This is a genomic window from Pantoea sp. Cy-640 (assembly GCF_011752635.1).
GTDB classification, from domain to species: Bacteria; Pseudomonadota; Gammaproteobacteria; order Enterobacterales; family Enterobacteriaceae; genus Pantoea; species Pantoea dispersa.
On sequence record NZ_VWXB01000003.1, the window covers coordinates 375,153 to 400,466 of the forward strand.

A 25,314-nucleotide genomic window follows, 5' to 3' on the forward strand; every position below is an offset into this window, starting at 1 on the left:
TGTTAGCGCGCAGGCGGGATTTTGCCAGTGAGTTTATACGGGCAGGGTTGTGGCGCAGGATAAAAAAAAGCACGCCCGGGCGGGCGTGCTGATGCGGAGCGGGGAAGGGGATTAGCCTTCAGCCTGCTGCGACTGAATCGCCGTCAGCGCAATGGTGTAGACGATATCATCGACCAGCGCACCGCGTGACAGGTCGTTAACCGGTTTGCGCATGCCCTGCAGCATCGGCCCGATGGAGATCAGGTCGGCAGAACGCTGCACCGCTTTGTAAGTGGTGTTACCGGTGTTGAGATCCGGGAAGATAAATACCGTCGCACGTCCGGCCACCGCTGAGTTCGGCGCTTTAGACTTGGCGACGTCTTCCATGATCGCGGCGTCGTACTGCAGCGGGCCATCGATCACCAAATCCGGACGTTTTTCCTGCGCAATGCGCGTTGCTTCACGCACTTTCTCTACGTCGCTACCGGCACCGGAGTTACCGGTAGAGTAGGAGATCATCGCTACGCGTGGATCGATGCCGAAGGCTTTGGCGGAGTCGGCGGACTGAATCGCGATCTCGGCCAGCTGTTCCGGATTAGGATCCGGGTTGATGGCGCAGTCACCATACACCAGCACCTGCTCTGGCAGCAGCATGAAGAATACCGAGGAGACCAGCGAGCTGTTCGGCGCGGTTTTGATCAGCTGCAACGGCGGACGAATGGTGTTGGCAGTGGTGTGAACCGCGCCCGAGACCAGACCGTCAACTTCGCCGCTTTCCAGCATCATGGTGCCCAGCACCACGTTATCTTCCAGCTGCTCCTGCGCGACCACTTCGGTCATGCCTTTGCTCTTACGCAGCTCAACCAGGCGCGGCACGTAGTTGTCACGCACCACCTGCGGATCGACAATTTCAATGCCTTTGCCGAGCTCAACGCCCTGCGCTGCGGCTACGCGCTGAATCTCATCCGGATTGCCCAGCAGCACACAGGTGGCGATGCCGCGCTCGGCACAAATCGCCGCCGCTTTAACGGTACGCGGTTCGTCACCTTCCGGCAGGACGATGCGCTTGCCGGCTTTACGCGCCAGTTCGGTGAGCTGATAGCGGAATGCCGGCGGTGACAGACGACGGCTGCGTTCGGATGTGGCGGTCAGTGATTCAACCCAGTCAGCATTGATAAAGCCGGCCACGTACTCCTGCACTTTTTCAATGCGCTGCGTGTCGTCAGCCGGCACTTCCAGATTGAAGCTCTGCAGGCTGAGCGAGGTTTGCCAGGTGTTGGTTTTTACCATGAACACCGGCAGGCCGGTCTGGAAGGCGCGTTCGCACAGACGGGCGATCGGCGCTTCAATCTGATAGCCGCCGGTCAGCAGCACTGCACCAATTTCGATGCCGTTCATCGCCGCCAGACAGGCCGCCACCAGCACGTCAGGACGGTCGGCTGAGGTCACCAGCAGCGAGCCCGGACGGAAGTGCTCCAGCATATGCGGGATGCTGCGCGCGCAGAAGGTGACGGATTTGACGCGACGCGTATGGATTTCACCTTCGTTGATGATCTCCGCGTTGAGATGGCGGCACATATCAATGGCGCGCGTCGCGATCAGATCAAAGCTCCACGGCACGCAGCCCAGCACCGGCAGCGGGCTGTTAGCGAACAGCTGCTTAGGATCGATGTTGGCGATGCTGGCTTTCGATGAGTCGTCGAAAATTTCTGACAGATCCGGACGGGTACGGCCCTGCTCATCCACTGGCGCGTTGAGTTTGTTGATGATGACGCCGGTGATGTTTTTGTTTTTGCTGCCGCCGAAGCTGCTCTGCGTCAGTTCGATGCGCTCTTTCAGCTGTGCCGGTGAGTCGTTACCCAGCGACATGACGAAGACGATCTCCGCGTTCAGCGTTTTGGCAATTTCATAGTTCAGCGCCGAGGCAAACTGATGTTTGCGCGTCGGAACCAGGCCTTCCACCAGCACCACTTCCGCATCTTTGGCGTTGGCGTGGTAGTTGGCGATGATCTCTTCCATCAGCACATCCTGCTGGTTAGAACCCAGCAGCGACTCAACGCGGGACATCGGCAGCGGAACCGCGGCCGGAATAGCGGAGTTTTTGCGAATGATGGTGGTGGTCTGGTCTGGCGCATCGCCGCCAGCGCGCGGCTGGGCGATCGGTTTGAACACGCTCAGGCGCACGCCTTTGCGCTCCATGGCACGAATCACGCCAAGGCTGACGCTGGTCAGGCCGACGCTGGTGCCGGTAGGAATAAGCATAATTGTACGTGACACTATAGAAACCTCGCGGTGTTACAGGGTGTCAAAAACAACACCGTCAGCCGAAGCTGACGGAGAGAAACATTACGCGGTGAGGCGCGCGGCGTCCTGGGCGATGACCCACTCTTCATTGGTTGGAATTACCACCGCCGGGCGGGTACCTTCTTTATTGATGAAGCCGGATTTGCCGAAGCGTGCAGCCAGGTTGCGCTCGTGGTCAACCTCGAAGCCAAGCAGACCCAGTTTGTCCAGCGCCAGCTCACGCACCATCGCCGCGTTTTCACCGATACCGCCGGTAAACACTACCGCATCCAGACGGCCTTCCATCAGCGCGGTGTAGCTGCCGATGTACTTCGCCAGGCGGTGACAGAACACATCCATCGCGCGTTTGGCATCGTCTTTGGTGGCGTAGTTATCTTCCACGTAACGGCAGTCGCTGGTGACTTCGGTCAGGCCCAGCAGGCCGGACTCTTTGGTCAGCAGTTTGTTGATCGCATCGACACTCATGCCCAGCGTATCGTGCAGGAAGAAGACGATAGCCGGATCGATGTCACCGCTGCGGGTGCCCATCACCAGACCTTCCAGCGGCGTCAGACCCATTGAGGTATCTACGCACTGGCCGTTACGGATGGCCGCCACAGAACCGCCGTTGCCGAGATGGCAGGTGATGATGTTCAGCTCGCTGACCGGCTTGTTCAGCATTTTGGCGGCTTCCTGCGTCACATAGTAGTGACTGGTGCCGTGCGCGCCGTAGCGGCGCACGCCGTGCTCTTTATACAGGTTGTACGGCAGGGCATAGAGATAGGACTCTTCCGGCATAGTCTGATGGAAGGCGGTGTCGAAAACGGCGACATTTTTATCCGACAGGTGCGGGAAGTTTTTCATCGCTTCGTCGATACCGATCAGGTGCGCCGGATTGTGCAGTGGCGCGAAGGACGACGCATCTTTGATGCCCTGAATGACGGACTCGTCAATCACCACCGATTGCGTCAGCTGCTCGCCGCCGTGAACGATACGATGGCCGATTGCAGCGATTTGTGCCGAAAGCTCTGGTTTTTGTGCCAGAATAGTTTTAACGATGAAGTTCAGCGCTTCGCTGTGCGCTGCGCCCGCGCCGAGCGGGGCTTCCTGTTTGCTGCCGTCCAGTTTCCACTTGATGCGCGCTTCCGGCAGGTGGAAACACTCCGCCAGGCCGGAAAGGTATTCGTCACCGCTGGCTGGATTGAGAATGGCAAACTTAAGAGAGGAGCTGCCGCAGTTGAGGACCAGTACTAACTTCGTCGACATGGAAGTACCTATTTTGTTAAATAGTGGCTAAAAATAACGCAATCAGACTAACAGCGTAGCCTATGAAAGCTGGTAGATTAATGATTAACATCATGCGCTAGTCAAAAAAGAAACGACACGCAAAAAATTTCGGTAATTTTACGCAGATTTTTGAAATCCACGAAGCGAAACATGGCTCCAGCGCGCTCTTTTATTGAGCTGCGGCTTCCGGTAATGTTGCAAAAACGGCGTCAGAATACCCACTGTGACCCGCAAAGACAAAATCTTTTGAAGGATGTCACGTAAAGTTGTGTAGTTATAAAATTTTTTTAAATGTTGCAGTAATAGTTGAGGTCTACCATGGCGAATGACGCAGGCAATCCAGGCTGGTTCGGCTTATTTCAGCGCGGCCAGCACTACATGAAAACCTGGCCCGCCGACAAACGTCTGGCGCCGGTGTTTCCTGAGAACCGTGTGGTGACGGCAACCCGCTTTGCGATTCGCTTTATGCCACCGCTGGCCATTTTTACGCTGACGTGGCAAATCGCGCTCGGCGGGCAGCTCGGTCCGGCGATTGCCACCGCGCTGTTTGCCTGTAGCCTGCCGATGCAGGGATTATGGTGGCTGGGTAAACGTTCCGTCACGCCGCTGCCGCCAACGCTGCTGCACTGGTTCCACGAAGTGCGCGCCAAACTGGAAGAGGCCGGACAGGCCATTGCCCCCGTTGACGGCAAGCCGACTTATCAGGCGCTGGCGGATGTGCTCAAGCGTGCTTTTAAGCAGCTCGACCGTACTTTCCTCGACGATCTTTGATCAAATGGCGCTTTTCTCTGCCAGAGAATTTGCGCCCAATCCCGGTTCAAATCAAAGAATAGTGATGCGGACATACACGCATCGCTTTCGTTGTGTAATCATTTCTGCATTGTTTAAATCTTAAGCGGCCCTGCGGCCCGGGAGTAAACCATGGAAATGACCCATGCACAGCGACTGATTCTATCTAATCAATACCAGATGATTGCGATGCTTGAGCCGGATAACGCCGAGCGCTATCGCCGCTATCAGACCATCATTGAACGCGGCTATGGACTGCAATTGCGCGAGCTGGACAAAGAGTTCGGCGAGCTGAGCGAGGCGACCTGCCGTACGCTGATCGACATTATGGAAATGCATCATGCGCTGCATGTTTCCTGGTCCAATCACAAAGCGCCGTGCAACATTGAAGAGCGTCGGCTGGCGTTTCTCGGCTTCGACGCGGCCACCGAAGCACGTTACCTCGGCTATATACGCTTTATGGTTAACGTGGAAGGGCGCTATACCCATTTCGATTCCGGCACCCACGGCTTCAATGCGCAAACCCCGATGTGGGAAAAATACCAACGCATGCTGGCGGTGTGGCACACTTGTCCGCGTCAGTATCACCTCAGCGAGAATGAGATCGCGCAAATCCTCAATGCCTGAATAAGGAGCAACGTGTGAAGTACAGGGGTTTTCTGTTTGATTTAGACGGGACGCTGGTGGATTCACTGCCGGCCGTGAATCGCGCCTGGTCACGCTGGGGCGCGCGCCACGGCCTGGCCGCGCAGCAGGTGCTGGACTACATTCACGGCAAACCGGCGATCAACTCGCTGCGCCACTTTATGGCGGGCCAGTCTGAAGCGGCGATCCAGGCCGAATTTCGCTGGCTGGAGCAGTTGGAAGCAGAAGACACGGCAGGCGTGCAGGCGATTGCCGGTGCACATGCGTTGCTGGCCACCCTGAACGCACTCGACATTCCCTGGGCGATAGTGACCTCGGGATCGATCCCGGTGGCGCACGCCCGCCACAAAGCGGCCGGCTTACCGCTGCCGGAGGTGTTTATTACCGCCGAGGACATTAAATTCGGTAAGCCCAATCCTGAACCTTATTTGCTGGGTGCTGAGCGGCTCGGGCTTTCTGCGCCAGAATGCGTGGTGGTGGAAGATGCACCGGCGGGCATTATCGCCGGGCTGGAAGCGGGCAGCGCCGTAGTGGCGGTCAATCCGCCGGCCGATGCGCCACGCCTGAGTGAAGTGGCGCTGCAGGTGGAAAATCTGCAGCCGCTGCACATCAGTAAACAGCCGGACGGTTATTTCAGCGTGACGATGCGCGCCTGAAACAGCCTACGCTGAGCGGCGCAGGTTACAGCGGCGTATCCTGGGAAATTTCATCCAGCGACAGGCTGAAGCTGGGGATGAAGACTTCAACGAAGTAGTCCATCTCCGGCGATCGCCGCTGCGCCAGCGTCTTCTCCAGACGGGCTTTGGCCAGCAGAAACTCGTTGTTGCCGGCCGACAATTCTTCAAGGCACTTGAGGTAGGCGCACAGCGCATCAGCCTGTTTCACCACCGCCTGCTCGCTCTCGCTATGCAGGTGCTCATCCAGCAGCGGACGATACGCGTCCTGCAACTCAGGTGGCAGCATCTCAATCAGCTTGTGCTGCGCAATCTTTTCGATCTTCTTGTATTCATGGGCAATCTGCGCGTTGTAGTACTTTACCGGCGTGGGCAGGTCGCCGGTCAGTACTTCGCTGGCATCGTGATACAGCGCCAGCATGGCGATGCGATCGGCATTCAGATTGCCGTTAAATTTTTTGTTTTTAATGATGGCCAGCGCATGCGCCACCATGGCGACCTGCAGACTGTGCTCGGAGACATTTTCCGTGCGCACATTGCGCATCAGCGGCCAGCGGTTGATGAGTTTCAGGCGGGAGAGATGGGCGAAAAAGTGGCTACGGGTCATGGACGGTTCCTGTTGCACGGCGGGGAGCTTGTGCGGCTCCCCGAAAGTCAAACAGTATACGCGTCACAGATTACTGACGATAGCCTTGCAGGAAGCGACCAAACTTGTTGATGGCCATCTCGAGGTCGTCCACGCGCGGCAGGGTAACGATGCGCACGTGATCCGGCCACGGCCAGTTAAAGGCGGTGCCCTGCACCAGCAGCACTTTTTCCTGCAGCAGGAAATCCAGCACCATTTTCTGGTCGTCCATGATGTTGAATTTCTTCGCATCGATGCGCGGGAACATATACAGCGCGCCCTGCGGCTTCACGCAGCTGACGCCGGGAATATCGTTGATCAGTTCCCAGGCGCGCTGGCGCTGCTCGAACAGCCGTCCACCCGGCGCGATAAACTCGCTGATGCTCTGATAGCCGCCCAGCGCAGTCTGAATGGCATGCTGTGCCGGCACGTTAGCGCACAAACGCATTGAAGCCAGCATCTCCAGACCTTCGATATAGCCTTTGGCGTGCTTTTTCGGCCCGTTCAGCACCATCCAGCCCTGGCGGAAACCTGCCACGCGGTAGGTTTTGGACAGCCCGTTGAAGGTCACGGTCAGCAGATCCGGTGCCAGCGCGGCAATCGAATGATGCTGGGCTTCGTCATACAGAATCTTGTCGTAGATCTCGTCGGCGAAGATGATCAGGTTATGCTGGCGGGCGATCTCCACGATCTCCAGCAGCAGCTCTTTGCTGTACACCGCACCGGTCGGGTTGTTGGGGTTGATGATCACGATTCCGCGGGTACGCGGCGTGATTTTGCTGCGGATATCATCCAGATCCGGGAACCAGCCCGCGGATTCGTCGCACAGATAGTGCACCGCTTTGCCGCTCGACAGCGAAACCGCCGCCGTCCACAGCGGATAATCTGGCGCGGGCACCAGCATCTCATCGCCGCTGTTCAGCAGCGCCTGCATCGCCTGCACGATCAGTTCAGACACACCGTTGCCAATATAGATATCTTCTACCGTAACGTCGCGCATGTCGCGCGCCTGGTAGTGCTGCATGATGGCTTTACGTGCTGAATAGAGACCTTTCGAGTCGCAATAGCCTTGCGCGCTCGGTAGGTTACGAATCACGTCTACCAGGATTTCATCAGGGGCTTCAAAACCAAACGGGGCAGGGTTGCCGATGTTGAGTTTGAGAACTTTGTTGCCTTCTTCTTCGAGACGTTTAGCTTCTTTCAGTACCGGGCCACGAATGTCGTAACAGACATTTTCCAGCTTGCCGGATTTATCAATTTGAAAATTCATCGTTACCGCCTTAATGGGCAGAGTCCTTTTAACCTGCCACTAAAATCAAACCTGCTCAATTTACTCCTCTCACCGTAACAAAAGAAGGGCAGCGCTGGGTTTTGGCGCGATAGCCAGGCTTTGCCGGATTCAGTGGCGCGAAACGCATTTTTAACTATTAAAACTGGTTTAATTATCTATTAAAATGGCAGGAGTCAACATTAAATGCTTGCGCTGATCGGGTCGCCTGTAAACCGGGATATCCAGCCGCGCGCCGCGCCATTCAGCAATTTTTCATTTAACTGCGGTCTGAGGAATGGTTAGCGACTTGATGAAATAGTTAAAGGAATCTTGTTAGATGCCGAAAAAATGTGCAGCAATGATTAAGCACTATCTGGCATGCGGCGATGACGATGGTTATTTGCTTTGCGAAGCGGTTGAAACCAGGCCCCGCCAGCCGGGGATAAAACCGCGTGGCAGCGGCTTAAATAGCATTTACGCTGTCACTTTAACGCTTATCATTCAGTTTAAGAACCAGGCGGGTTAAAAAATCAGCAGCGTTGTGGCAGGATGTGCCGGAAATGGCTTTTGGTCAAAAATTACGATGTTTTGAACAAAAACATTTCCATTTATAGCGTAAAAATGATTAAGTATAATTTATTATTTGATGCACTTTATCGCTTCGCATCAGCATAACAAGATGTTATTCCTTTTTGCCCCGCAGGACAGTTTGGCGGGAAACCAGGCAACTACACAGCTTCCAGCAACGTTCTACTGACGTCCCTGGCCCAGGAAGTTGTTCTGACTTTTACGACGCCATTGCCCGTTTTGCGGTGATGTGTTCGTCGGCATCCGCCTGACTCGATTTTTTCATGAGCGCCTTCACACAGGGCGATCATTAAGCACCATTACCACTTATCTCTTTGATAAGTATGGTAATACACCAGGGTAGTAGTTTCAAAAAATCTTATAAGTGAAGAAATAACATGACTAATGCAAATCGTCCGATACTGAATCTCGACCTCGATCTGCTGCGTACTTTTGTCGCCGTTGCTGACCTGAATACCTTTGCAGCCGCCGCTGCAGCAGTATGCAGAACGCAATCAGCCGTAAGCCAGCAGATGCAACGTCTGGAACAATTGGTAGGTAAAGAGCTGTTTGCCAGACATGGACGTAACAAATTGCTGACTGAGCATGGCATTCAGCTGCTTGGCTACGCCAGGAAGATCCTGCGTTTCAACGATGAAGCCTGCACTTCTTTAATGTACAGCAATATCCAGGGCGTGCTGACGATTGGCGCGTCTGACGATACCTCTGATACCATTCTGCCGTTTCTGCTTAACCGCGTAACGTCAGTGTATCCGAAACTGGCAATCGACGTCCGCGTGAAGCGTAATCCGTTTATGATGGAGATGCTGAACCAGGGCGAAGTGGATCTGGTGGTCACCACCTCCAGTCCGGGTAATTTCACCTACCAGGTGCTGCGCACCTCGCCAACGCTGTGGTACTGCGCGGCAGACTATATTTTCCAGCGCGGTGAAGCCATTCCGCTGGTGCTGCTGGATGAGCCAAGCCCGTACCGTGACATGGCGATCGATCATCTCAACGAAGCGGGTATCCCGTGGCGTATCTCCTACGTGGCTTCCACGCTGGCGGCGGTACGTGCGGCGGTAAAAGCGGGGCTGGGTGTCACCGCGCGTCCGGTTGAAATGATGAGCCCGGAGCTGCGCGTGATGGGTGCTGCAGAAGGCCTGCCGGTGCTGCCGGATACGCAATATCTGCTGTGCCGTAATCCGGACAGCGATAATGAGCTGGCACTGGCCATCTTCAACGCGATGCAGTCCACTAACGATCCTTACAATCTGAGCGCGAATCCGGACGGTACGCTGCTGCTGGATGATGAAGAGTAAGGTTGACCGTTACTGGTAATCCGTCACAACCGGCATGCCAGATAATTGTTAAAAGTTAGAGAAAAGAGCCTTAGCCTGATGAAAATCAGCTAAGGCTTTTTTTATGGCGGTTATTTCCGCTTTTTTAGCACGATTTGCACCTGATAATTTCACTAACTTTTTGAAAAGTGAAATGTGTTTCATTTTCATCCGGAGCGGAATTTATTTATCATTTCGTGCCAACTTTATCTCCGCCTGTTGCCAGACCGTCTGCCGGTTTTTCCAGCAAAAAACGTCAATATGTGTTCTGGATCAAAAAAATACCCCCGATAAGGGGGGGGAAATCCGCGCAAGACCTGTCAAACTATGATTGTTAAACGCACGATCCATGCATGTGAATACCCGCTACACTGAAATTAACCGTACAAACTGAAGCGATTTAGCTGGCGCTCAGGGGTGCATATGTTAATAATATGATGCGGGTGTAAATTAATGTTTGGATACTTTTGTCAAAGTTGACAAAAGGTTATAGAAAGGAGTAAAAAACCCCATAAAATTGCTGCTTAATTGATAAAGACAGCAAAGTTTATAAGGTTTTTTATCCTTCCCTTGAATCGATGTGGTGTGTTTGCTGCGACAGTGCAGGATGCCATCGCCACTTTTGATGAGTAAGCAAAGAGTATGTCAACAACCACAGAAGTCATCGCTCATCACTGGGCGTTTATTGTTTTCATTGTTATCGCGTTTGGCCTGTGTGCCTTTATGTTAACCGGTGGCTGGTTGTTAGGTGGACGTGCACGCGCGCGCCATAAAGACACGCCGTTTGAATCCGGTATCGAATCCGTCGGTGATACCCATATCCGCCTCTCGGCAAAATTCTATCTGGTTGCGATGTTTTTCGTCATTTTCGACGTCGAAGCCCTCTATCTATACGCATGGTCGACCTCCATTCGCGAAAGCGGCTGGGTCGGCTTTGTCGAAGCCGCAATTTTCATTTTGGTGCTCCTGGCAGGCCTGGTTTATCTGGTGCGCATCGGTGCGCTGGATTGGGCGCCTGCGCGTCGTCGCGTAGTCGTCAAATCGAGCCCGGTCAGCCACAGTCACACCAACCCTCATAAGCAGTAAAAGCGAGGCAATAAGATGGACTACACGCTGACACGCGTAGACCCGAACGGGGGCGATAACGACCGTTATCCCCTGCAGAAACAGGAGATTGTTACCGATCCTCTGGAGCAGCACGTTCATCGCAGCGTCTATATGGGCAAGCTCGAGCACGCCCTGCATGACATGGTGAACTGGGGTCGTAAAAACTCTCTCTGGCCGTATAACTTCGGCCTTTCCTGTTGCTACGTGGAAATGACCACGTCATTCACCGCAGTACATGATGTGGCGCGTTTCGGTGCGGAAGTAATGCGCGCCTCGCCACGTCAGGCTGACTTTATGGTGATCGCCGGTACGCCGTTTACCAAAATGGCACCGGTGATTCAGCGTTTGTATGACCAGATGCTGGAACCGAAATGGGTGATTTCGATGGGGGCCTGCGCCAATTCCGGCGGTATGTATGACATCTATTCGGTGGTGCAGGGTGTGGATAAATTCCTGCCGGTTGATGTGTATATCCCGGGTTGTCCGCCACGTCCGGAAGCTTACATGCAGGCGCTGCTGCTGCTGCGTGAGTCCATCGGCAAAGAACGTCGTCCACTCTCGTGGGTGGTTGGCGATCAGGGCGTGTATCGCGCCAATATGCAGTCTGAGCGTGAAAGAAAGCGTGGTGAGCGTATTGCCGTCACCAACCTGAGAACCCCAGACGAAGTTTAAGCACCCCGTACACGGATGGAGCCACGGCCGCAGCAGATAATGACAACGTAGTGTGTGCCGCCATCCTGACGCCTTCTTTTGAGTGCCTGATTACAGGCCGGAATGGTGAGTAACGTATGACAGATTTAACCACGCAAGATCTCGCTCAGCCTGCATGGCAAACCCGGGATCACCTGGATGATCCGGTGATCGGCGAGCTGCGTAACCGTTTTGGGCCGGATGCCTTTACCGTTCAGGCCACCCGCACCGGCATTCCGGTCGTCTGGGTGAAGCGTGAACAGCTACTGGAAATCATTGAATTCCTGCGTAAGCTGCCGAAGCCGTACGTCATGCTCTATGACCTGCACGGTTTCGATGAGCGTTTACGTACCCACCGCGCCGGTCTGCCCGCCGCGGATTTTTCTGTTTTCTATCACCTGCTGTCGATTGAACGCAACCGCGACATCATGCTCAAGGTGGCGCTGTCTGAAAACGATCTGAATGTGCCCACCATCACCAAAATTTTCGCCAACGCCAACTGGTATGAGCGCGAAACCTGGGAGATGTTTGGTATCACCTTCAACGGCCACCCGCACCTGACGCGCATCATGATGCCGCAGACCTGGGAAGGGCACCCGCTGCGTAAAGACTACCCGGCGCGCGCCACCGAGTTCGATCCTTTCACGCTGACTAAGCAGAAAGAAGATCTGGAGATGGAGTCACTGACCTTCAAGCCGGAAGACTGGGGCATGAAGCGTGGCACCACCAATGAGGACTTCATGTTCCTCAACCTCGGTCCGAACCACCCTTCAGCGCACGGTGCGTTCCGCATCATTCTGCAGCTGGATGGCGAAGAGATCGTCGACTGCGTGCCGGATGTGGGTTACCACCACCGCGGCGCGGAGAAGATGGGCGAGCGTCAGTCGTGGCACAGCTATATTCCGTATACCGACCGTATCGAGTACCTCGGCGGTTGCGTAAACGAAATGCCTTACGTGCTGGCGGTGGAAAAGCTGGCGGGCATCACCGTGCCGGATCGCGTGAATGTGATTCGCGTGATGCTGTCAGAGCTGTTCCGTATCAACAGCCACCTGCTGTACATCTCCACCTTTATTCAGGACGTCGGTGCCATGACGCCGGTGTTCTTTGCCTTTACCGACCGTCAGAAAATCTATGACGTGGTGGAAGCGATCACCGGTTTCCGTATGCACCCGGCGTGGTTCCGCATCGGCGGTGTGGCGCACGATCTGCCGAAAGGCTGGGAACGTTTGCTGCGTGAGTTCCTCGACTGGATGCCGAAGCGTCTGAAAGAGTACGACAAAGCTGCACTGCGCAACACCGTGCTGATGGGCCGTTCGCAGGGCGTGGCCGCCTATAACATGGACGAAGCGCTGGCGTGGGGCACTACCGGTGCCGGTCTGCGCGCTACCGGTCTGGACTTCGACGTGCGTAAATGGCGTCCCTACTCCGGCTATGAAAACTTCGACTTCGAAGTGCCGGTCGGCGCCGGCATCAGCGACGCTTACACCCGCGTGCAGCTGAAGATGGAAGAGATGTGGCAGTCGCTGCGTATCCTTGAGCAGTGCCTGAAAAACATGCCGGAAGGGCCGTTCAAGGCCGATCATCCGCTGACCACGCCGCCACCGAAAGAGCGCACGCTGCAGCACATTGAAACCCTGATCACCCACTTCCTGCAGGTTTCGTGGGGCCCGGTAATGCCGGCCAACGAATCGTTCCAGATGATTGAAGCGACGAAAGGGATTAACAGCTACTACCTGACCAGCGATGGCAGCACCATGAGCTACCGCACCCGCGTGCGTACGCCGAGCTTCCCGCATCTGCAGCAGATCCCTTCGGTGATCCGCGGCAGCCTGGTATCCGACCTGATCGTGTACCTCGGTAGTATCGATTTTGTTATGTCAGACGTGGACCGCTAATTATGCACGATCAAAAGATTGCCATTCAAACCATCGACCCGACTGAGGTCTTTGTGCTGAGCGAGGCCGAGCACCACGCTATTGAGCATGAAAAACATCACTACGAAGATGCGCGCGCGGCGTCGATTGAAGCGCTGAAGATCGTGCAGAAGCAGCGCGGCTGGGTGCCGGATGGTGCCATCAACGCGATTGCTGAGGTGCTGGGCATTCCGGCCAGCGACGTAGAAGGTGTGGCGACGTTTTACAGCCAGATCTACCGTACGCCGGTTGGCCGCCACGTGATCCGCTACTGTGACAGCGTGGTGTGCCACATCACCGGTTACCAGGGCATTCAGGCGGCGCTGGAGCAAAACCTGAACATTAAGCCAGGACAAACCACGCCGGATGGCCGCTTTACGCTGCTGCCAACCTGCTGCCTCGGCAACTGTGACAAAGGCCCGACCATGATGGTGGATGAAGATACCCACGTTCACCTGACGCCGGAAGGCATCGCCAACCTGCTGGAGCAGTATCAATGACCATTAAACAGATCATTCGTACTGCGGAAACCCATCCGCTGACCTGGCGTCTGCGTGACGACAAACAGCCGGTATGGTTCGATGAATACCGCAGTAAAAACGGCTACGTTGGCGCCGATAAAGCGCTGAAGGGCATGAGCCAGGACGAGATCGTCGCCGCGGTGAAGGATTCCGGCCTGAAAGGGCGCGGCGGTGCGGGCTTCAGCACCGGTCTGAAGTGGAGTCTGATGCCCAAAGATGAATCTATGAACATCCGTTACCTGCTGTGTAACGCCGATGAGATGGAACCTGGCACTTATAAAGACCGCCTGCTGATGGAGCAGTTGCCGCACCAGCTGGTGGAAGGCATGCTGATCAGTGCGTTTGCGCTGAAAGCCTACCGTGGCTACATCTTCCTGCGCGGTGAATACATCGAAGCCGCGGAAAATCTGCGTCGTGCCATCGCCGAAGCTACTGCCGCGGGCTATCTCGGTAAAAACATTCTCGGTACCGGCTTCGATTTCGAACTGTTTGTTCACACCGGTGCCGGCCGCTATATCTGCGGCGAAGAGACCGCGCTGATCAACTCGCTGGAAGGGCGCCGCGCTAACCCGCGTTCCAAGCCGCCGTTCCCGGCCAGTGCCGGCGTCTGGGGCAAACCGACCTGCGTCAACAACGTTGAGACACTGTCCAACGTGCCGGCGATCTTCCTGAATGGCGTGGAGTGGTACAAAAACATCTCCAGCAGCGAAGACACTGGCACCAAGATGATGGGCTTCTCCGGCCGGGTGAAAAATCCGGGCGTGTGGGAGCTGCCGTTTGGCACCACCGCACGCGAAATCCTTGAGGATTATGCCGGCGGTATGCGCGATGGCCTGAAGTTCAAAGCCTGGCAGCCGGGCGGAGCCGGTACTGACTTCCTGACCGAGCAGCACCTCGACCTGCCGATGGAATTTGCCAGCATCGGCAAAGCCGGCAGCCGTCTGGGTACCGCGCTGGCGATGGCGGTCGACCACGAAATCAATATGGTGTCGCTGGTACGCAACCTCGAAGAGTTCTTTGCGCGCGAGTCGTGCGGCTGGTGTACGCCGTGCCGTGATGGTCTGCCGTGGAGCGTGAAGATCCTGCGTGCGCTGGAGCAGAAAAAAGGCCAGCCGGGGGATATCGAAACCCTGCTGCAGCTGTGCCGCCAGCTTGGTCCGGGCAAGACGTTCTGCGCCCACGCACCGGGTGCCGTTGAGCCACTGCAGAGCGCGATTAAATATTTCCGTGACGAGTTTGAAGCTGGCATTGCGCCGCAGGTGTTTGGCAATACCCGCGCCATTGGCGGGATTCAGCCTAACCTGCTGAAAGCGCGCTGGTAAGCCGCCGTCGTACACGGAATCGCCCGGGCCTGAGGCTGCGGGGCAGGAATTAGATGTTTAACGCTCGTTTGCGGACGAGCCTTACGGAAGCATGCTAACTATGGCTACAATCCATGTAGACGGTAAAGAATATGATGTGAACGGAGCGGACAACCTGCTGCAGGCGTGTCTGTCTCTGGGCCTTGATATTCCTTATTTTTGCTGGCATCCGGCGCTGGGAAGCGTGGGAGCCTGCCGCCAGTGCGCGGTGAAGCAATTCCAGAATGCCGAAGATACCCGTGGTCGCCTCGTCATGTCCTGCATGACGCCTGCGTCTGACGGCACCTTTATCTCCATTGACGATGGCGAAGCGAAAGAGTTTCGTGAAAGCGTGGTGGAGTGGCTGATGACCAACCACCCGCACGACTGTCCGGTGTGCGAAGAGGGTGGTAACTGTCACCTGCAGGATATGACGGTAATGACGGGACACAGCTTCCGTCGCTACCGTTTTACCAAGCGTACCCATCAGAATCAGGATCTCGGACCGTTTATCTCGCATGAGATGAACCGCTGTATCGCCTGTTACCGCTGCGTGCGCTACTACAAAGATTACGCCGATGGCAAAGATCTCGGCGTGTACGGCGCGCATGACAACGTCTACTTTGGCCGTCCGGAAGATGGCACGCTGGAGAGCGAATTCTCCGGTAACCTGGTAGAAATCTGCCCGACCGGCGTGTTCACCGATAAAACCCACTCTGAACGCTATAACCGTAAGTGGGATATGCAGTTTGCGCCCAGCATCTGCCAGCAGTGCAGCGTGGGTTGTAACACCAGCCCGGGCGAACGCTATGGCGAGCTGCGTCGTATCGAAAACCGCTACAACGGATCGGTGAACCACTACTTCCTGTGCGACCGTGGCCGTTTCGGCTATGGCTACGTAAACCGTAAAGATCGTCCGCGTCATCCGGAACAGCTGCGCGGTAGCGATCGCATCACGCTGAACGCAGAGCAGGCGGTTAATGCCGCCGCGGATATCCTGCGTCAGGCGAAGAAGGTGATCGGTATCGGTTCGCCACGCGCCAGTATCGAAAGCAACTTCGCGCTGCGCGAACTGGTGGGCGCAGAAAACTTCTCAACCGGTATGCCGGCAGCTGAGCAGGCGCGGGTTGAGCTGATGCTGAAAGTGCTGCAGCAGGGCGGCATCTACACGCCATCGCTGCGTGAAATTGAAAGCTATGACGCCGTGCTGGTGCTGGGTGAAGACCTGACTCAGGTTGGTGCCCGCGTGGCGCTGTCGGTGCGTCAGGCCGTTAAAGGCAAAGCACGCGAAATGGCCGCCGCTCAGAAAGTCGCGGACTGGCAGATCGCCGCCATCCTCAACATTGGTCAGCACGCCAAACATCCGCTGTTTGTCACTAACGTTGATGAAACCCGTCTCGATGATATTGCCGCGTGGAGCTATCGCGCACCGGTGGAAGATCAGGCACGCCTGGGCTTCGCCATCGCACACGCGCTGGATGACAGCGCACCGGCGGTTAGCGACTTTGACAGCAGCCTGAACGGCAAGCTGGACGTGGTGGTTCAGGCGCTGGCCGGCGCGAAAAAACCGCTGATCATTTCCGGCACCCACTCGGGCAGCACGGCAATGATTGAAGCGGCAGCCAACGTGGCTAAAGCGCTGAAAGCGCGCGGTGCCGACGTCGGTATCACCTTCCTCGCCGGCGCGGCCAACAGCTTCGGTCTCGGCCTGATGGGCGGCCAGTCGCTGGACAGCGCGCTGGAGCAGCTGGATAAAGGCGAAGCGGAAGCGCTGGTGGTGCTGGAGAACGATCTCTACCGTCACGCGCCGAAAGCCACCGTCGATGCGGCACTGCATAACACCGCGCACGTGATTGTGGTTGATCATCAACGCACGGCCACGCTGGAGAAAGCCGGTCTGGTGCTCTCCACCGCCAGCTTTGCCGAGAGCGACGGCACCTCCATCAACCATGAAGGTCGCGCCCAGCGCTTCTTCCAGGTTTACGATCCGGCCTACTACGACGATAGCGTGGTGATGCTGGAGAGCTGGCGCTGGCTGCATTCGCTGCACAGCGCCGTCGAGAGCCGCCAGATTGACTGGACACAACTCGATCACGTGATTGATGCCGCGATTGTGGCGCTGCCGCAGCTGAAAGGGATTAAGGACGCGGCGCCGGACGCCAGCTTCCGTATTCGTGGCCAGAAACTGGCGCGTTCACCGCATCGTGCCAGTGGCCGTACCGCCGCGCGCGCCAACATCAGCGTGCACGAACCGCGTCAGCCGCAGGATAAAGACACCATGTTTGCCTTCTCCATGGAAGGTAACAACCAGCCGTCGGCACCGCGTTCGCAGATTCCTTTTGCCTGGGCGCCAGGCTGGAACTCACCGCAGGCGTGGAACAAGTTCCAGGCGGAAGTGGGCGGTAAACTGCGTCATGGCGATCCGGGCGTGCGTCTGTTTGAAGCCAGCGAAAGTGCACTGGACTGGTTCAGCCAGGTTCCGGCACGCTTCGTGGGCGGCAGCCAGTATCGCGTGGCACCTTACTATCAGCTGTTTGGTAGTGAAGAGATGACTCAGCGCTCGCCAACCTTCCAGAAACGCATGGCACCGGCCACGCTGGTGATCAACCCGGCAGATGCTGAGAAGCTGGGCGTTAATAACGGTGCGTCCGTGGAACTGGTTTGCGCCGGTGAAACGCTGCGTCTGCCGGTGCGCTTCTCTGCGGCACTGCAGGCGGGGCAGGTGGGTCTGCCGCTCGGCATGCCGGGTGTACCGCCGTTCCTCGCGGGTGCGCAAATTGACAAACTGCAGGAGGCAGCGCAATGAGCTGGCTGACACCGGACGTTATTGACATCATCCTGCAGGTGGTGAAAGCCATTGTCATCCTGCTGGTGGTGGTGGCCTGTGGTGCCTTCATGAGCTTTGCCGAGCGTCGTCTGCTCGGCCTGTGGCAGAACCGTTATGGACCGAACCGTGTAGGCTGGGGCGGCTCGCTGCAGCTGGCGGCGGACATGATCAAAATGTTCTTTAAAGAGGACTGGGTTCCGCCGTTTACCGATCGCTTTATCTTTACCCTGGCACCGGTCATCGCCTTCGTTTCGCTGCTGCTGGCGTTTGCGATTGTGCCGGTTTCGCCGAGCTGGATGGTCACCGACCTGAACATCGGTCTGCTGTTCTTCCTGATGATGGCGGGTCTGGCGGTATACGCCGTACTGTTCGCGGGCTGGTCGAGTAACAACAAATACTCGCTGCTCGGTGCAATGCGTGCCTCCGCGCAGACCCTGAGCTACGAAGTGTTCCTCGGCCTGTCGCTGATGGGCGTGGTGGCGCAGGCGGGTTCCTTTAACCTGAACGCCATCGTCGAGAGCCAGACGCACCTGTGGAACATCATCCCGCAGTTCTTTGGCTTCGTGACCTTCTGTATTGCCGGCGTCGCGGTGTGCCACCGTCATCCGTTTGACCAGCCGGAAGCGGAACAGGAGCTGGCCGACGGTTACCACATCGAATATGCCGGGATGAAGTTCGGCCTGTTCTTTGTCGGTGAGTACGTGGCCATTACTACCGTTTCGGCGCTGATCGTCACCCTGTTCTTCGGTGGCTGGCACGGTCCGTTCCTGCCGCCGTTCATCTGGTTCGCCCTGAAAACGGCGTTCTTTATGGTGATGTTTATCCTGATTCGTGCTGCGCTGCCGCGTCCACGCTATGACCAGGTGCTGTCGTTCGGCTGGAAAGTATGTCTGCCGTTGACGTTATTGAACCTGCTGGCCACTGCCGCAGTGATTCTGTACAACGCGCAGTAAGGGGTTTTGAGATGACTTTAAAAGATATTGTCGTTGGCTTCGGCACGACAGTGCGCAGTATCTGGATGATTGGCATGCATGCCTTCGCCAAACGCGAAACCCAGATGTATCCGGAAGAGCCGGTTTATCTGCCGCCGCGCTACCGTGGCCGTATCGTGCTGACGCGCGATCCGGACGGCGAAGAGCGCTGCGTGGCCTGTAACCTGTGCGCCGTTGCCTGCCCGGTCGGCTGTATTTCGCTGCAGAAAGCGGAGATGCAGGATGGCCGCTGGTATCCGGAATTTTTCCGCATCAACTTCTCGCGCTGCATCTTCTGTGGTTTATGTGAAGAAGCGTGCCCGACCACCGCGATTCAGCTGACGCCGGACTTCGAACTCGGTGAGTTCAAGCGTCAGGATCTGGTGTATGAGAAGGAAGACCTGCTGATTTCCGGCCCGGGTAAATATCCGGAGTATAACTTCTACCGCATGGCAGGTATGGCGATCGACGGTAAAGACAAAGGCGACGCGGAAAACGAAGCCAAACCGATCGACGTTAAAGGCTTATTACCTTAAGGAGCCAGGTATGGAATTTGCGTTTTATCTTTGCGGACTGGTGGCGGTGCTGACGACATTGCGCGTCATCACCCACACCAATCCGGTACATGCGCTGCTGTACCTGATTGTTTCGCTGCTGTCGATTGCCGGCGTGTTCTTCTCAATGGGTGCCTATTTTGCCGGTGCGCTGGAGATCATCGTCTATGCCGGTGCCATCATGGTGCTGTTTGTGTTCGTAGTGATGATGCTCAACCTGGGTAAAACCCAGCAGGATCAGGAGCGCGAATGGCTGAAGCCGTCGCTGTGGATCGGTCCGGGCATTGTCTCGCTGCTGCTGCTGGTGGTGATGATCTACGCCATCCTGACCGCGACCGACCAGGGTATTGATGGCACCGTCATCGATGCCAAAGCGGTGGGCATCAGTCTGTTTGGCCCGTATGTTCTGGCGGTTGAGCTGGCGTCAATGCTGCTGCTGGCCGGTCTGGTGGTGGCGTTCCATATCGGACGTGAAGATCGTCAGGGCGAAGTGCTGAGCAACCGCGTGTCAGACGCGGCGGCCAATAAGGAGGAGCACGCATGATCCCGTTACAACACGGCCTGATTCTGGCTGCTGTGCTGTTTGTTCTCGGCCTGACCTCGCTGGTGCTGCGCCGCAACCTGCTGTTTATGCTGATCGGTCTGGAGATCATGATCAACGCCGCGGCGCTGGCGCTGGTGGTGGCAGGCAGCTACTGGGGACAAGCCGACGGCCAGGTGATGTACATCCTGGCAATCAGCCTCGCGGCGGCGGAAGCCAGTATTGGTCTGGCGCTGCTGCTCCAGCTCTATCGTCGTCGTCAGACGCTGAACATTGACACAGTGAGCGAGATGCGCGGATGAATCTTCTCTATTTAACCGTATTATTTCCGCTGATTGGCTTCCTGCTATTGGCGTTTTCCCGTGGTCGCTGGTCGGAGAACCTGTCGGCTGCGGTGGGGATGGGTTCAGTAGGCCTTGCGGCGCTGACCACCGTATTTGTGGGTGTCGACTTCTTCAGCCAGGGTCAGCAGCCGTTTACCCAGGCGCTGTGGACCTGGATGCACGTGGGTAACTTTGACATCAAAGTGAACCTGGTGCTGGATGGTCTGTCGCTGACCATGCTGTCGGTGGTTACCGGCGTCGGCTTCTTCATCCACATGTTCGCTTCCTGGTACATGCGCGGTGAAGAGGGCTATTCACGCTTCTTCGCTTACACTAACCTGTTCATCGCGAGCATGGTGGTGCTGGTGCTGGCCGATAACCTGATGCTGATGTACCTCGGCTGGGAAGGGGTAGGGCTGTGCTCCTACCTGCTGATTGGCTTCTACTACAGCAATCCGGAAAACGGCAAAGCGGCGATGAAAGCCTTCATCATCACCCGTGTCGGTGACGTGTTCCTCGCCTTTGCGTTGTTCATTCTCTACAACGAACTGGGTACGCTGAACTTCCGTGAGCTGATGGAGCTGGCCCCGGCGCACTTCGCGGCGGACAACCACATGCTGCAGTGGGCGACGCTGATGCTGCTGGGCGGTGCCGTGGGTAAATCGGCACAGCTGCCGTTGCAGACGTGGCTGGCCGATGCGATGGCCGGTCCGACGCCGGTCTCCGCGCTGATCCACGCTGCCACCATGGTAACCGCAGGCGTCTATCTGATTGCCCGCACCCACGGTCTGTTCCTGCTGACGCCGGAAGTGCTGCATCTGGTGGGTATTGTTGGTGCGATTACGCTGGTGCTGGCGGGCTTCGCCGCGCTGGTGCAGACCGACATCAAACGCGTACTGGCTTACTCCACCATGAGTCAGATCGGCTACATGTTCCTGGCGCTGGGCGTACAGGCGTGGGACGCCGCGATTTTCCACCTGATGACCCATGCGTTCTTCAAGGCGCTGCTGTTCCTCTCTTCCGGTTCCGTGATTCTGGCCTGTCATCACGAGCAGAATATTTTCAAAATGGGCGGTCTGCGTAAGAGCATCCCGCTGGTGTATGTCTGCTTCCTGGTGGGCGGTGCCGCGCTGGCCGCGCTGCCGCTGATTACCGCCGGTTTCTACAGTAAGGACGAGATTCTGTTCGGTGCGCTGGCTAATGGTCACATCAATCTGATGGTCGCCGGTCTGGTGGGTGCATTCCTTACCTCAATCTACACCTTCCGCATGATCTTCATCGTGTTCCACGGCGAAGAGAAAATTCATGCGCATGCCGGTAAAGGCATTACGCATCACCTGCCGCTGATTGTGCTGCTGGTGCTCTCGACCTTCGTTGGCGCGCTGATTACGCCTCCGCTGGCGGGCGTGCTGCCACAGAACGAGTTTGGTGAAACCGGCAAAGTGGCGCTGGAAATCACCTCGGGTGCCGTGGCGATTATCGGTATTCTGATTGCCGCCGCGCTGTGGCTGGGCAAACGTCAGCTGGTCACCCGCATCGCCAACAGCGCGCCGGGCCGTTTCTTCGGCACCTGGTGGTTTGCGGCCTGGGGCTTCGACTGGCTGTACGACAAGGTATTTGTTAAACCGTACCTTGGCATTGCCTGGCTGCTGCAGCGCGATCCGCTCAACTCCCTGATGAACCTGCCGGCGCTGCTGTCGCGCATCGGTAATAAAGGTCTGGTGGTGAGTGAGAACGGCTATCTGCGCTGGTATATCGCGTCGATGAGCGTCGGTGCCGTGGTGGTGCTGGCGCTGATGCTGGTGATTTAACGATTGATGAGCGGGGCGCGCGATGGTTTAGCGCCCCACGTAAGAATGTTCAAAATTGTCTGATGCACGGGTGAGATCAACGCAGTCAGTTTGGTGTTTGTCAGCGCAGTAACCGGCGCGTAGTAATACGTGAACGTTGCCCGCGCGGGCGAGGCGAAACAGGCGCGTCCGATAGCCTGAACGAAGACGAAAATAGGGAATGTACGCCGTGTTATTACCTTGGCTAATAATTATACCCTTTGTTGGGGGCTTGCTTTGCTGGCTGGCTGAGCGCCTTGGCGCGAAGGTGCCGCGCTGGATTGCCCTGATCACCATGGGGCTGACGCTGGCGCTGGGCCTGCAGCTGTGGCTGCAGGGCGGCTATTCGCTGACGCAGGCTGCGGGCCTGCCGCAGTGGCAGTCGACTTTCCTGGTGTCGTGGATCCCACGCTTTGGCATTAATTTCCATCTGGCGCTGGATGGCCTGTCGCTGCTGATGGTGGTGCTGACCGGCCTGCTGGGTCTGATGGCGGTACTCTGCTCGTGGAATGAAATCGAAAAGTATCAGGGCTTCTTCCACCTCAACCTGATGTGGATTCTCGGCGGCGTGATCGGCGTGTTCCTCGCCATCGACATGTTCCTGTTCTTCTTCTTCTGGGAAATGATGCTGGTGCCGATGTACTTCCTCATCGCGCTCTGGGGTCACAAAGCGTCTGACGGGAAAACCCGTATCAGCGCGGCAACCAAATTCTTCATCTATACCCAGGCGTCAGGTCTGGTGATGCTGATTGCCATTCTGGCGCTGGTGTTTGTGCACTACAACGCCACTGGCATCTGGACGTTCAGCTATGAAGAGCTGCTGAAAACCCCGATGTCACATACCGTTGAGTATCTGCTGATGCTCGGCTTCTTCATCGCCTTTGCGGTGAAAATGCCGGTGGTGCCACTGCACGGCTGGCTGCCGGATGCCCACAGCCAGGCACCGACCGCTGGTTCGGTTGACCTTGCCGGTATCCTGCTGAAAACTGCGGCTTACGGCCTGCTGCGTTTTAGCCTGCCGCTGTTCCCGAATGCGTCGGCGGAGTTCGCACCGATCGCCATGTGGCTCGGCATCATCGGTATCTTCTACGGCGCGTGGATGGCGTTCTCGCAGACCGATATCAAACGCCTGATCGCCTACACCTCGATTTCGCACATGGGCTTCGTGCTGATTGCCATCTACACCGGCAGCCAGCTGGCGTTCCAGGGCGCGGTGGTGCAGATGATTGCGCACGGCCTGTCGGCAGCGGCGCTGTTCATCCTGTGCGGTCAGCTGTATGAACGTCTGCATACCCGTGACATGCGCCAGATGGGCGGCCTGTGGTCGCGCATCAAGTGGATTCCGGGCCTGTCGCTGTTCTTTGCCGTGGCCAACCTCGGTATGCCGGGCACCGGTAACTTTGTGGGTGAGTTCATGATTCTGACCGGCAGCTATCAGGTAGTGCCGTTGATTATCGTGATTGCCACCTTCGGCCTGGTATTTGCCTCGGTGTACTCGCTGATCATGATGCAGCGCGCTTACTACGGCGAAGCCAAATCAAAAGAGCCGCTGGCTGGAATGTCGCCGCGCGAATTCCTGACCATCGGTGTACTGGTCGTGCTGCTGGTGCTGCTGGGCGTTTATCCGCAGCCAATCCTCGACACGTCCCATGCTGCGATGAGCAATATTCAGCAGTGGTTTACCGCTTCAATTTCAACTACAAGGCCGTAATTCGCCATGACAATAACTCCTCAACAATTGATCGCGTTGCTACCGCTGTTAATCGTCGGATTGACGGTGGTGGTTGTGATGCTGTCCATTGCGTGGCGACGCAACCACTTTGTTAATGCCACGCTGACGGTCATCGGTCTTAACCTCGCGCTGCTGTCGCTGTGGTTTGTGGGCCACGTGGGCGCCATGGATGTCACGCCGCTGCTGCGCGTGGATGGCTATTCGATGTTCTATACCGCGCTGGTGATGCTGGCGAGTCTGGCAACCTGCACCTTTGCTTATCCGTGGCTGGCCGGTTTCCCGGACAACAAAGATGAGTTCTATCTGCTGGTGCTGATCGCGGCGCTGGGCGGGATTGTGCTGGCCAGCGCCAACCATCTGGCGGCGCTGTTCATCGGTATCGAACTGCTGTCGCTGCCGCTGTTTGGTCTCATCGGCTACGCCTTCCGTCAGAAGCGCTCGCTGGAAGCGGCGCTGAAGTACATGATTCTGTCGGCTGCGGCCTCCTCATTCCTGATCTTCGGTATTGCGCTGGTCTACGCCGATTCCGGCAGCCTGAGCTTTGTGCAGCTCGGCAAAAGCCTGAATGACAGCATGATTCAGCAGCCGCTGCTGCTGGTCGGGCTGGGCATGATGATCATCGGTCTTGGCTTTAAGCTGTCGCTGGTGCCGTTCCATCTGTGGACGCCAGACGTTTATCAGGGCGCGCCGGCTCCGGTCTCGACCTTCCTCGCCACCGCCAGCAAAATCGCTATCTTTGCGGTCATCATGCGTCTGTTCATATACGCACCGGTAACCGACAGTGAAGCGGTGCGCACCGTGCTGGGTGTAATTGCCTTCGTCTCGATCCTGTTCGGTAACCTGATGGCGATTTCGCAGAGCAACATCAAGCGTCTGCTCGGCTATTCATCTATCGCGCATCTTGGCTATCTGCTGGTGGCGCTGATTGCGGTGAAAACCCATCAGCTGTCGCTGGAAACCGCTGGCGTCTATCTGGCCGGTTACCTGTTCAGCAGCCTGGGCGCCTTCGGTGTAGTCAGCCTGATGTCGAGCCCGTACCGTGGTCCGGATGCGGATACGCTTTACTCGTATCGTGGTCTGTTCTGGCATCGTCCGATTCTCTCCGCCGTGATGACGGTGATGATGCTGTCGCTGGCCGGTATCCCGATGACGCTGGGCTTTATCGGTAAGTTTTACGTCATCGCGTCCGGTGTTAACGCGCATCTGTGGTGGCTGACCGCGGCGGTTGTCGCCGGTAGCGCCATTGGTCTGTACTACTACCTGCGCGTTACGGTGAGCCTGTACCTCAGCCCGCCGGAACTGCACACCCGCGATACCCCGGCCAACTGGGCGTTCACCGCAGGTGGTGTGGTGGTGCTGATCTCCGCTATCCTCGTGTTGCTGCTCGGTGTTTATCCGCAGCCGCTCATCACGCTGGTGCAGCTGGCTCAGCCGCTGATGTAAACAGTGCGTCATCTTCACAATCAGGCCTGCGGGCCTGATTTTTTTTGCCTGCAATTTGAGA

Annotated in this window: 22 protein-coding genes and 1 pseudogene; 18 read left to right on the forward strand and 5 right to left on the reverse strand. The window is 56.8% G+C overall.

Features of this window, described 5'->3' with window-relative positions; translation table 11 throughout:
- Positions 1-111: 111 nt before the first annotated feature.
- Together pta and ackA are read right to left on the reverse strand one after the other, a co-directional pair.
- Positions 112-2,256 carry a phosphate acetyltransferase gene (gene pta, locus F3J36_RS10600; protein ID WP_176428128.1) on the reverse strand — a complete coding sequence of 715 codons (2,145 nt, stop codon included), beginning with the start codon at positions 2,254-2,256 and terminating at the stop codon, positions 112-114.
- Between the two features lie 69 nt (positions 2,257-2,325).
- Positions 2,326-3,528: an acetate kinase gene (gene ackA, locus F3J36_RS10605; RefSeq protein WP_021509203.1), complete on the reverse strand. Its 1,203-nt coding sequence runs from the start codon at positions 3,526-3,528 to the stop codon at positions 2,326-2,328.
- 339 nt (positions 3,529-3,867) lie between these two features.
- Here ackA and yfbV point away from each other — a divergent pair, with 339 nt between their 5' ends.
- The 3 genes from yfbV (at position 3,868) to F3J36_RS10620 (ending at position 5,639) form a co-directional block, all read left to right on the forward strand.
- The gene (yfbV, locus tag F3J36_RS10610) at positions 3,868-4,320 is read left to right on the forward strand and encodes a terminus macrodomain insulation protein YfbV (RefSeq protein ID WP_021509204.1); all 453 of its coding nucleotides are present in this window, start codon (positions 3,868-3,870) and stop codon (positions 4,318-4,320) included.
- A 150-nt stretch (positions 4,321-4,470) separates the two neighbouring features.
- Positions 4,471-4,965 (forward strand): YfbU family protein, encoded by a 495-nt coding sequence (locus tag F3J36_RS10615; protein WP_166719654.1) that lies wholly within the window; start codon positions 4,471-4,473, stop codon positions 4,963-4,965.
- Positions 4,966-4,979: 14 nt separating this feature from the next.
- Positions 4,980-5,639: a sugar phosphatase gene (locus F3J36_RS10620; protein ID WP_166719655.1), complete on the forward strand. Its 660-nt coding sequence runs from the start codon at positions 4,980-4,982 to the stop codon at positions 5,637-5,639.
- Between the two features lie 25 nt (positions 5,640-5,664).
- On the opposite strand, the gene yfbR is transcribed toward F3J36_RS10620, so the two are convergent.
- Both yfbR and F3J36_RS10630 read right to left on the reverse strand, forming a co-directional pair.
- Positions 5,665-6,264, reverse strand: a complete 600-nt coding sequence (gene yfbR / locus F3J36_RS10625) for a 5'-deoxynucleotidase (protein ID WP_021509207.1) — start codon at positions 6,262-6,264, stop codon at positions 5,665-5,667.
- Positions 6,265-6,334: 70 nt separating this feature from the next.
- On the reverse strand, positions 6,335-7,552 hold the full coding sequence (locus F3J36_RS10630; protein WP_021509208.1) for a pyridoxal phosphate-dependent aminotransferase: 1,218 nt from the start codon (positions 7,550-7,552) through the stop codon (positions 6,335-6,337).
- A gap of 337 nt (positions 7,553-7,889) precedes the next feature.
- Here F3J36_RS10630 and F3J36_RS10635 point away from each other — a divergent pair, with 337 nt between their 5' ends.
- A complete protein-coding gene (locus tag F3J36_RS10635; protein WP_166719656.1) occupies positions 7,890-8,078 on the forward strand; it encodes a hypothetical protein in 189 nt (62 codons plus the stop codon).
- A gap of 439 nt (positions 8,079-8,517) precedes the next feature.
- Positions 8,518-9,441, forward strand: a complete 924-nt coding sequence (gene lrhA, locus F3J36_RS10640) for a transcriptional regulator LrhA (protein WP_021509211.1) — start codon at positions 8,518-8,520, stop codon at positions 9,439-9,441.
- 48 nt (positions 9,442-9,489) lie between these two features.
- Here the strand turns inward: lrhA and F3J36_RS24320 are convergent, their stop codons facing one another.
- The gene (locus tag F3J36_RS24320) at positions 9,490-9,624 is read right to left on the reverse strand and encodes a hypothetical protein (protein WP_256378235.1); all 135 of its coding nucleotides are present in this window, start codon (positions 9,622-9,624) and stop codon (positions 9,490-9,492) included.
- Between the two features lie 477 nt (positions 9,625-10,101).
- Here F3J36_RS24320 and F3J36_RS10645 point away from each other — a divergent pair, with 477 nt between their 5' ends.
- From F3J36_RS10645 to nuoN, 13 genes and pseudogenes are all read left to right on the forward strand, one after another.
- Positions 10,102-10,545, forward strand: a complete 444-nt coding sequence (locus tag F3J36_RS10645; RefSeq protein WP_021509213.1) for an NADH-quinone oxidoreductase subunit A — start codon at positions 10,102-10,104, stop codon at positions 10,543-10,545.
- 15 nt (positions 10,546-10,560) lie between these two features.
- Positions 10,561-11,238 (forward strand): NADH-quinone oxidoreductase subunit B family protein, encoded by a 678-nt coding sequence (locus tag F3J36_RS10650; RefSeq protein WP_021509214.1) that lies wholly within the window; start codon positions 10,561-10,563, stop codon positions 11,236-11,238.
- Between the two features lie 116 nt (positions 11,239-11,354).
- Entirely contained in the window at positions 11,355-13,154 is a 1,800-nt protein-coding gene (gene nuoC, locus F3J36_RS10655; protein WP_031280036.1) for an NADH-quinone oxidoreductase subunit C/D, read from the forward strand.
- Positions 13,129-13,672, forward strand: a pseudogene (gene nuoE / locus F3J36_RS10660) (NADH-quinone oxidoreductase subunit NuoE). The gene nuoC and the pseudogene nuoE overlap by 26 nt, the downstream one beginning before the upstream one ends.
- 2 nt (positions 13,673-13,674) lie before the next feature.
- Positions 13,675-15,015 (forward strand): NADH-quinone oxidoreductase subunit NuoF, encoded by a 1,341-nt coding sequence (gene nuoF, locus F3J36_RS10665; protein WP_031280037.1) that lies wholly within the window; start codon positions 13,675-13,677, stop codon positions 15,013-15,015.
- 100 nt (positions 15,016-15,115) lie between these two features.
- Positions 15,116-17,839, forward strand: coding sequence for an NADH-quinone oxidoreductase subunit NuoG (gene nuoG, locus F3J36_RS10670; RefSeq protein ID WP_058775807.1), 2,724 nt, complete (start codon positions 15,116-15,118; stop codon positions 17,837-17,839).
- A complete protein-coding gene (gene nuoH / locus F3J36_RS10675) occupies positions 17,836-18,813 on the forward strand; it encodes an NADH-quinone oxidoreductase subunit NuoH (protein ID WP_021509219.1) in 978 nt (325 codons plus the stop codon). Before nuoG ends, nuoH begins: the two co-directional genes overlap by 4 nt.
- An 11-nt stretch (positions 18,814-18,824) precedes the next feature.
- Positions 18,825-19,367, forward strand: a complete 543-nt coding sequence (gene nuoI, locus F3J36_RS10680) for an NADH-quinone oxidoreductase subunit NuoI (RefSeq protein ID WP_021509220.1) — start codon at positions 18,825-18,827, stop codon at positions 19,365-19,367.
- A 10-nt stretch (positions 19,368-19,377) separates the two neighbouring features.
- Positions 19,378-19,929 (forward strand): NADH-quinone oxidoreductase subunit J, encoded by a 552-nt coding sequence (gene nuoJ / locus F3J36_RS10685; protein ID WP_021509221.1) that lies wholly within the window; start codon positions 19,378-19,380, stop codon positions 19,927-19,929.
- Positions 19,926-20,228, forward strand: a complete 303-nt coding sequence (nuoK, locus tag F3J36_RS10690; protein ID WP_013509877.1) for an NADH-quinone oxidoreductase subunit NuoK — start codon at positions 19,926-19,928, stop codon at positions 20,226-20,228. The genes nuoJ and nuoK overlap by 4 nt, the downstream gene beginning before the upstream one ends.
- Positions 20,225-22,060, forward strand: a complete 1,836-nt coding sequence (gene nuoL, locus F3J36_RS10695) for an NADH-quinone oxidoreductase subunit L (protein ID WP_150058691.1) — start codon at positions 20,225-20,227, stop codon at positions 22,058-22,060. The genes nuoK and nuoL overlap by 4 nt, the downstream gene beginning before the upstream one ends.
- A 208-nt stretch (positions 22,061-22,268) precedes the next feature.
- Complete coding sequence (gene nuoM, locus F3J36_RS10700) at positions 22,269-23,789, forward strand: NADH-quinone oxidoreductase subunit M (protein WP_166719657.1); 1,521 nt, start codon at positions 22,269-22,271, stop codon at positions 23,787-23,789.
- 6 nt (positions 23,790-23,795) lie between these two features.
- Positions 23,796-25,253 carry an NADH-quinone oxidoreductase subunit NuoN gene (gene nuoN / locus F3J36_RS10705; protein ID WP_166719658.1) on the forward strand — a complete coding sequence of 486 codons (1,458 nt, stop codon included), beginning with the start codon at positions 23,796-23,798 and terminating at the stop codon, positions 25,251-25,253.
- The last annotated feature ends 61 nt before the right edge of the window (positions 25,254-25,314 follow it).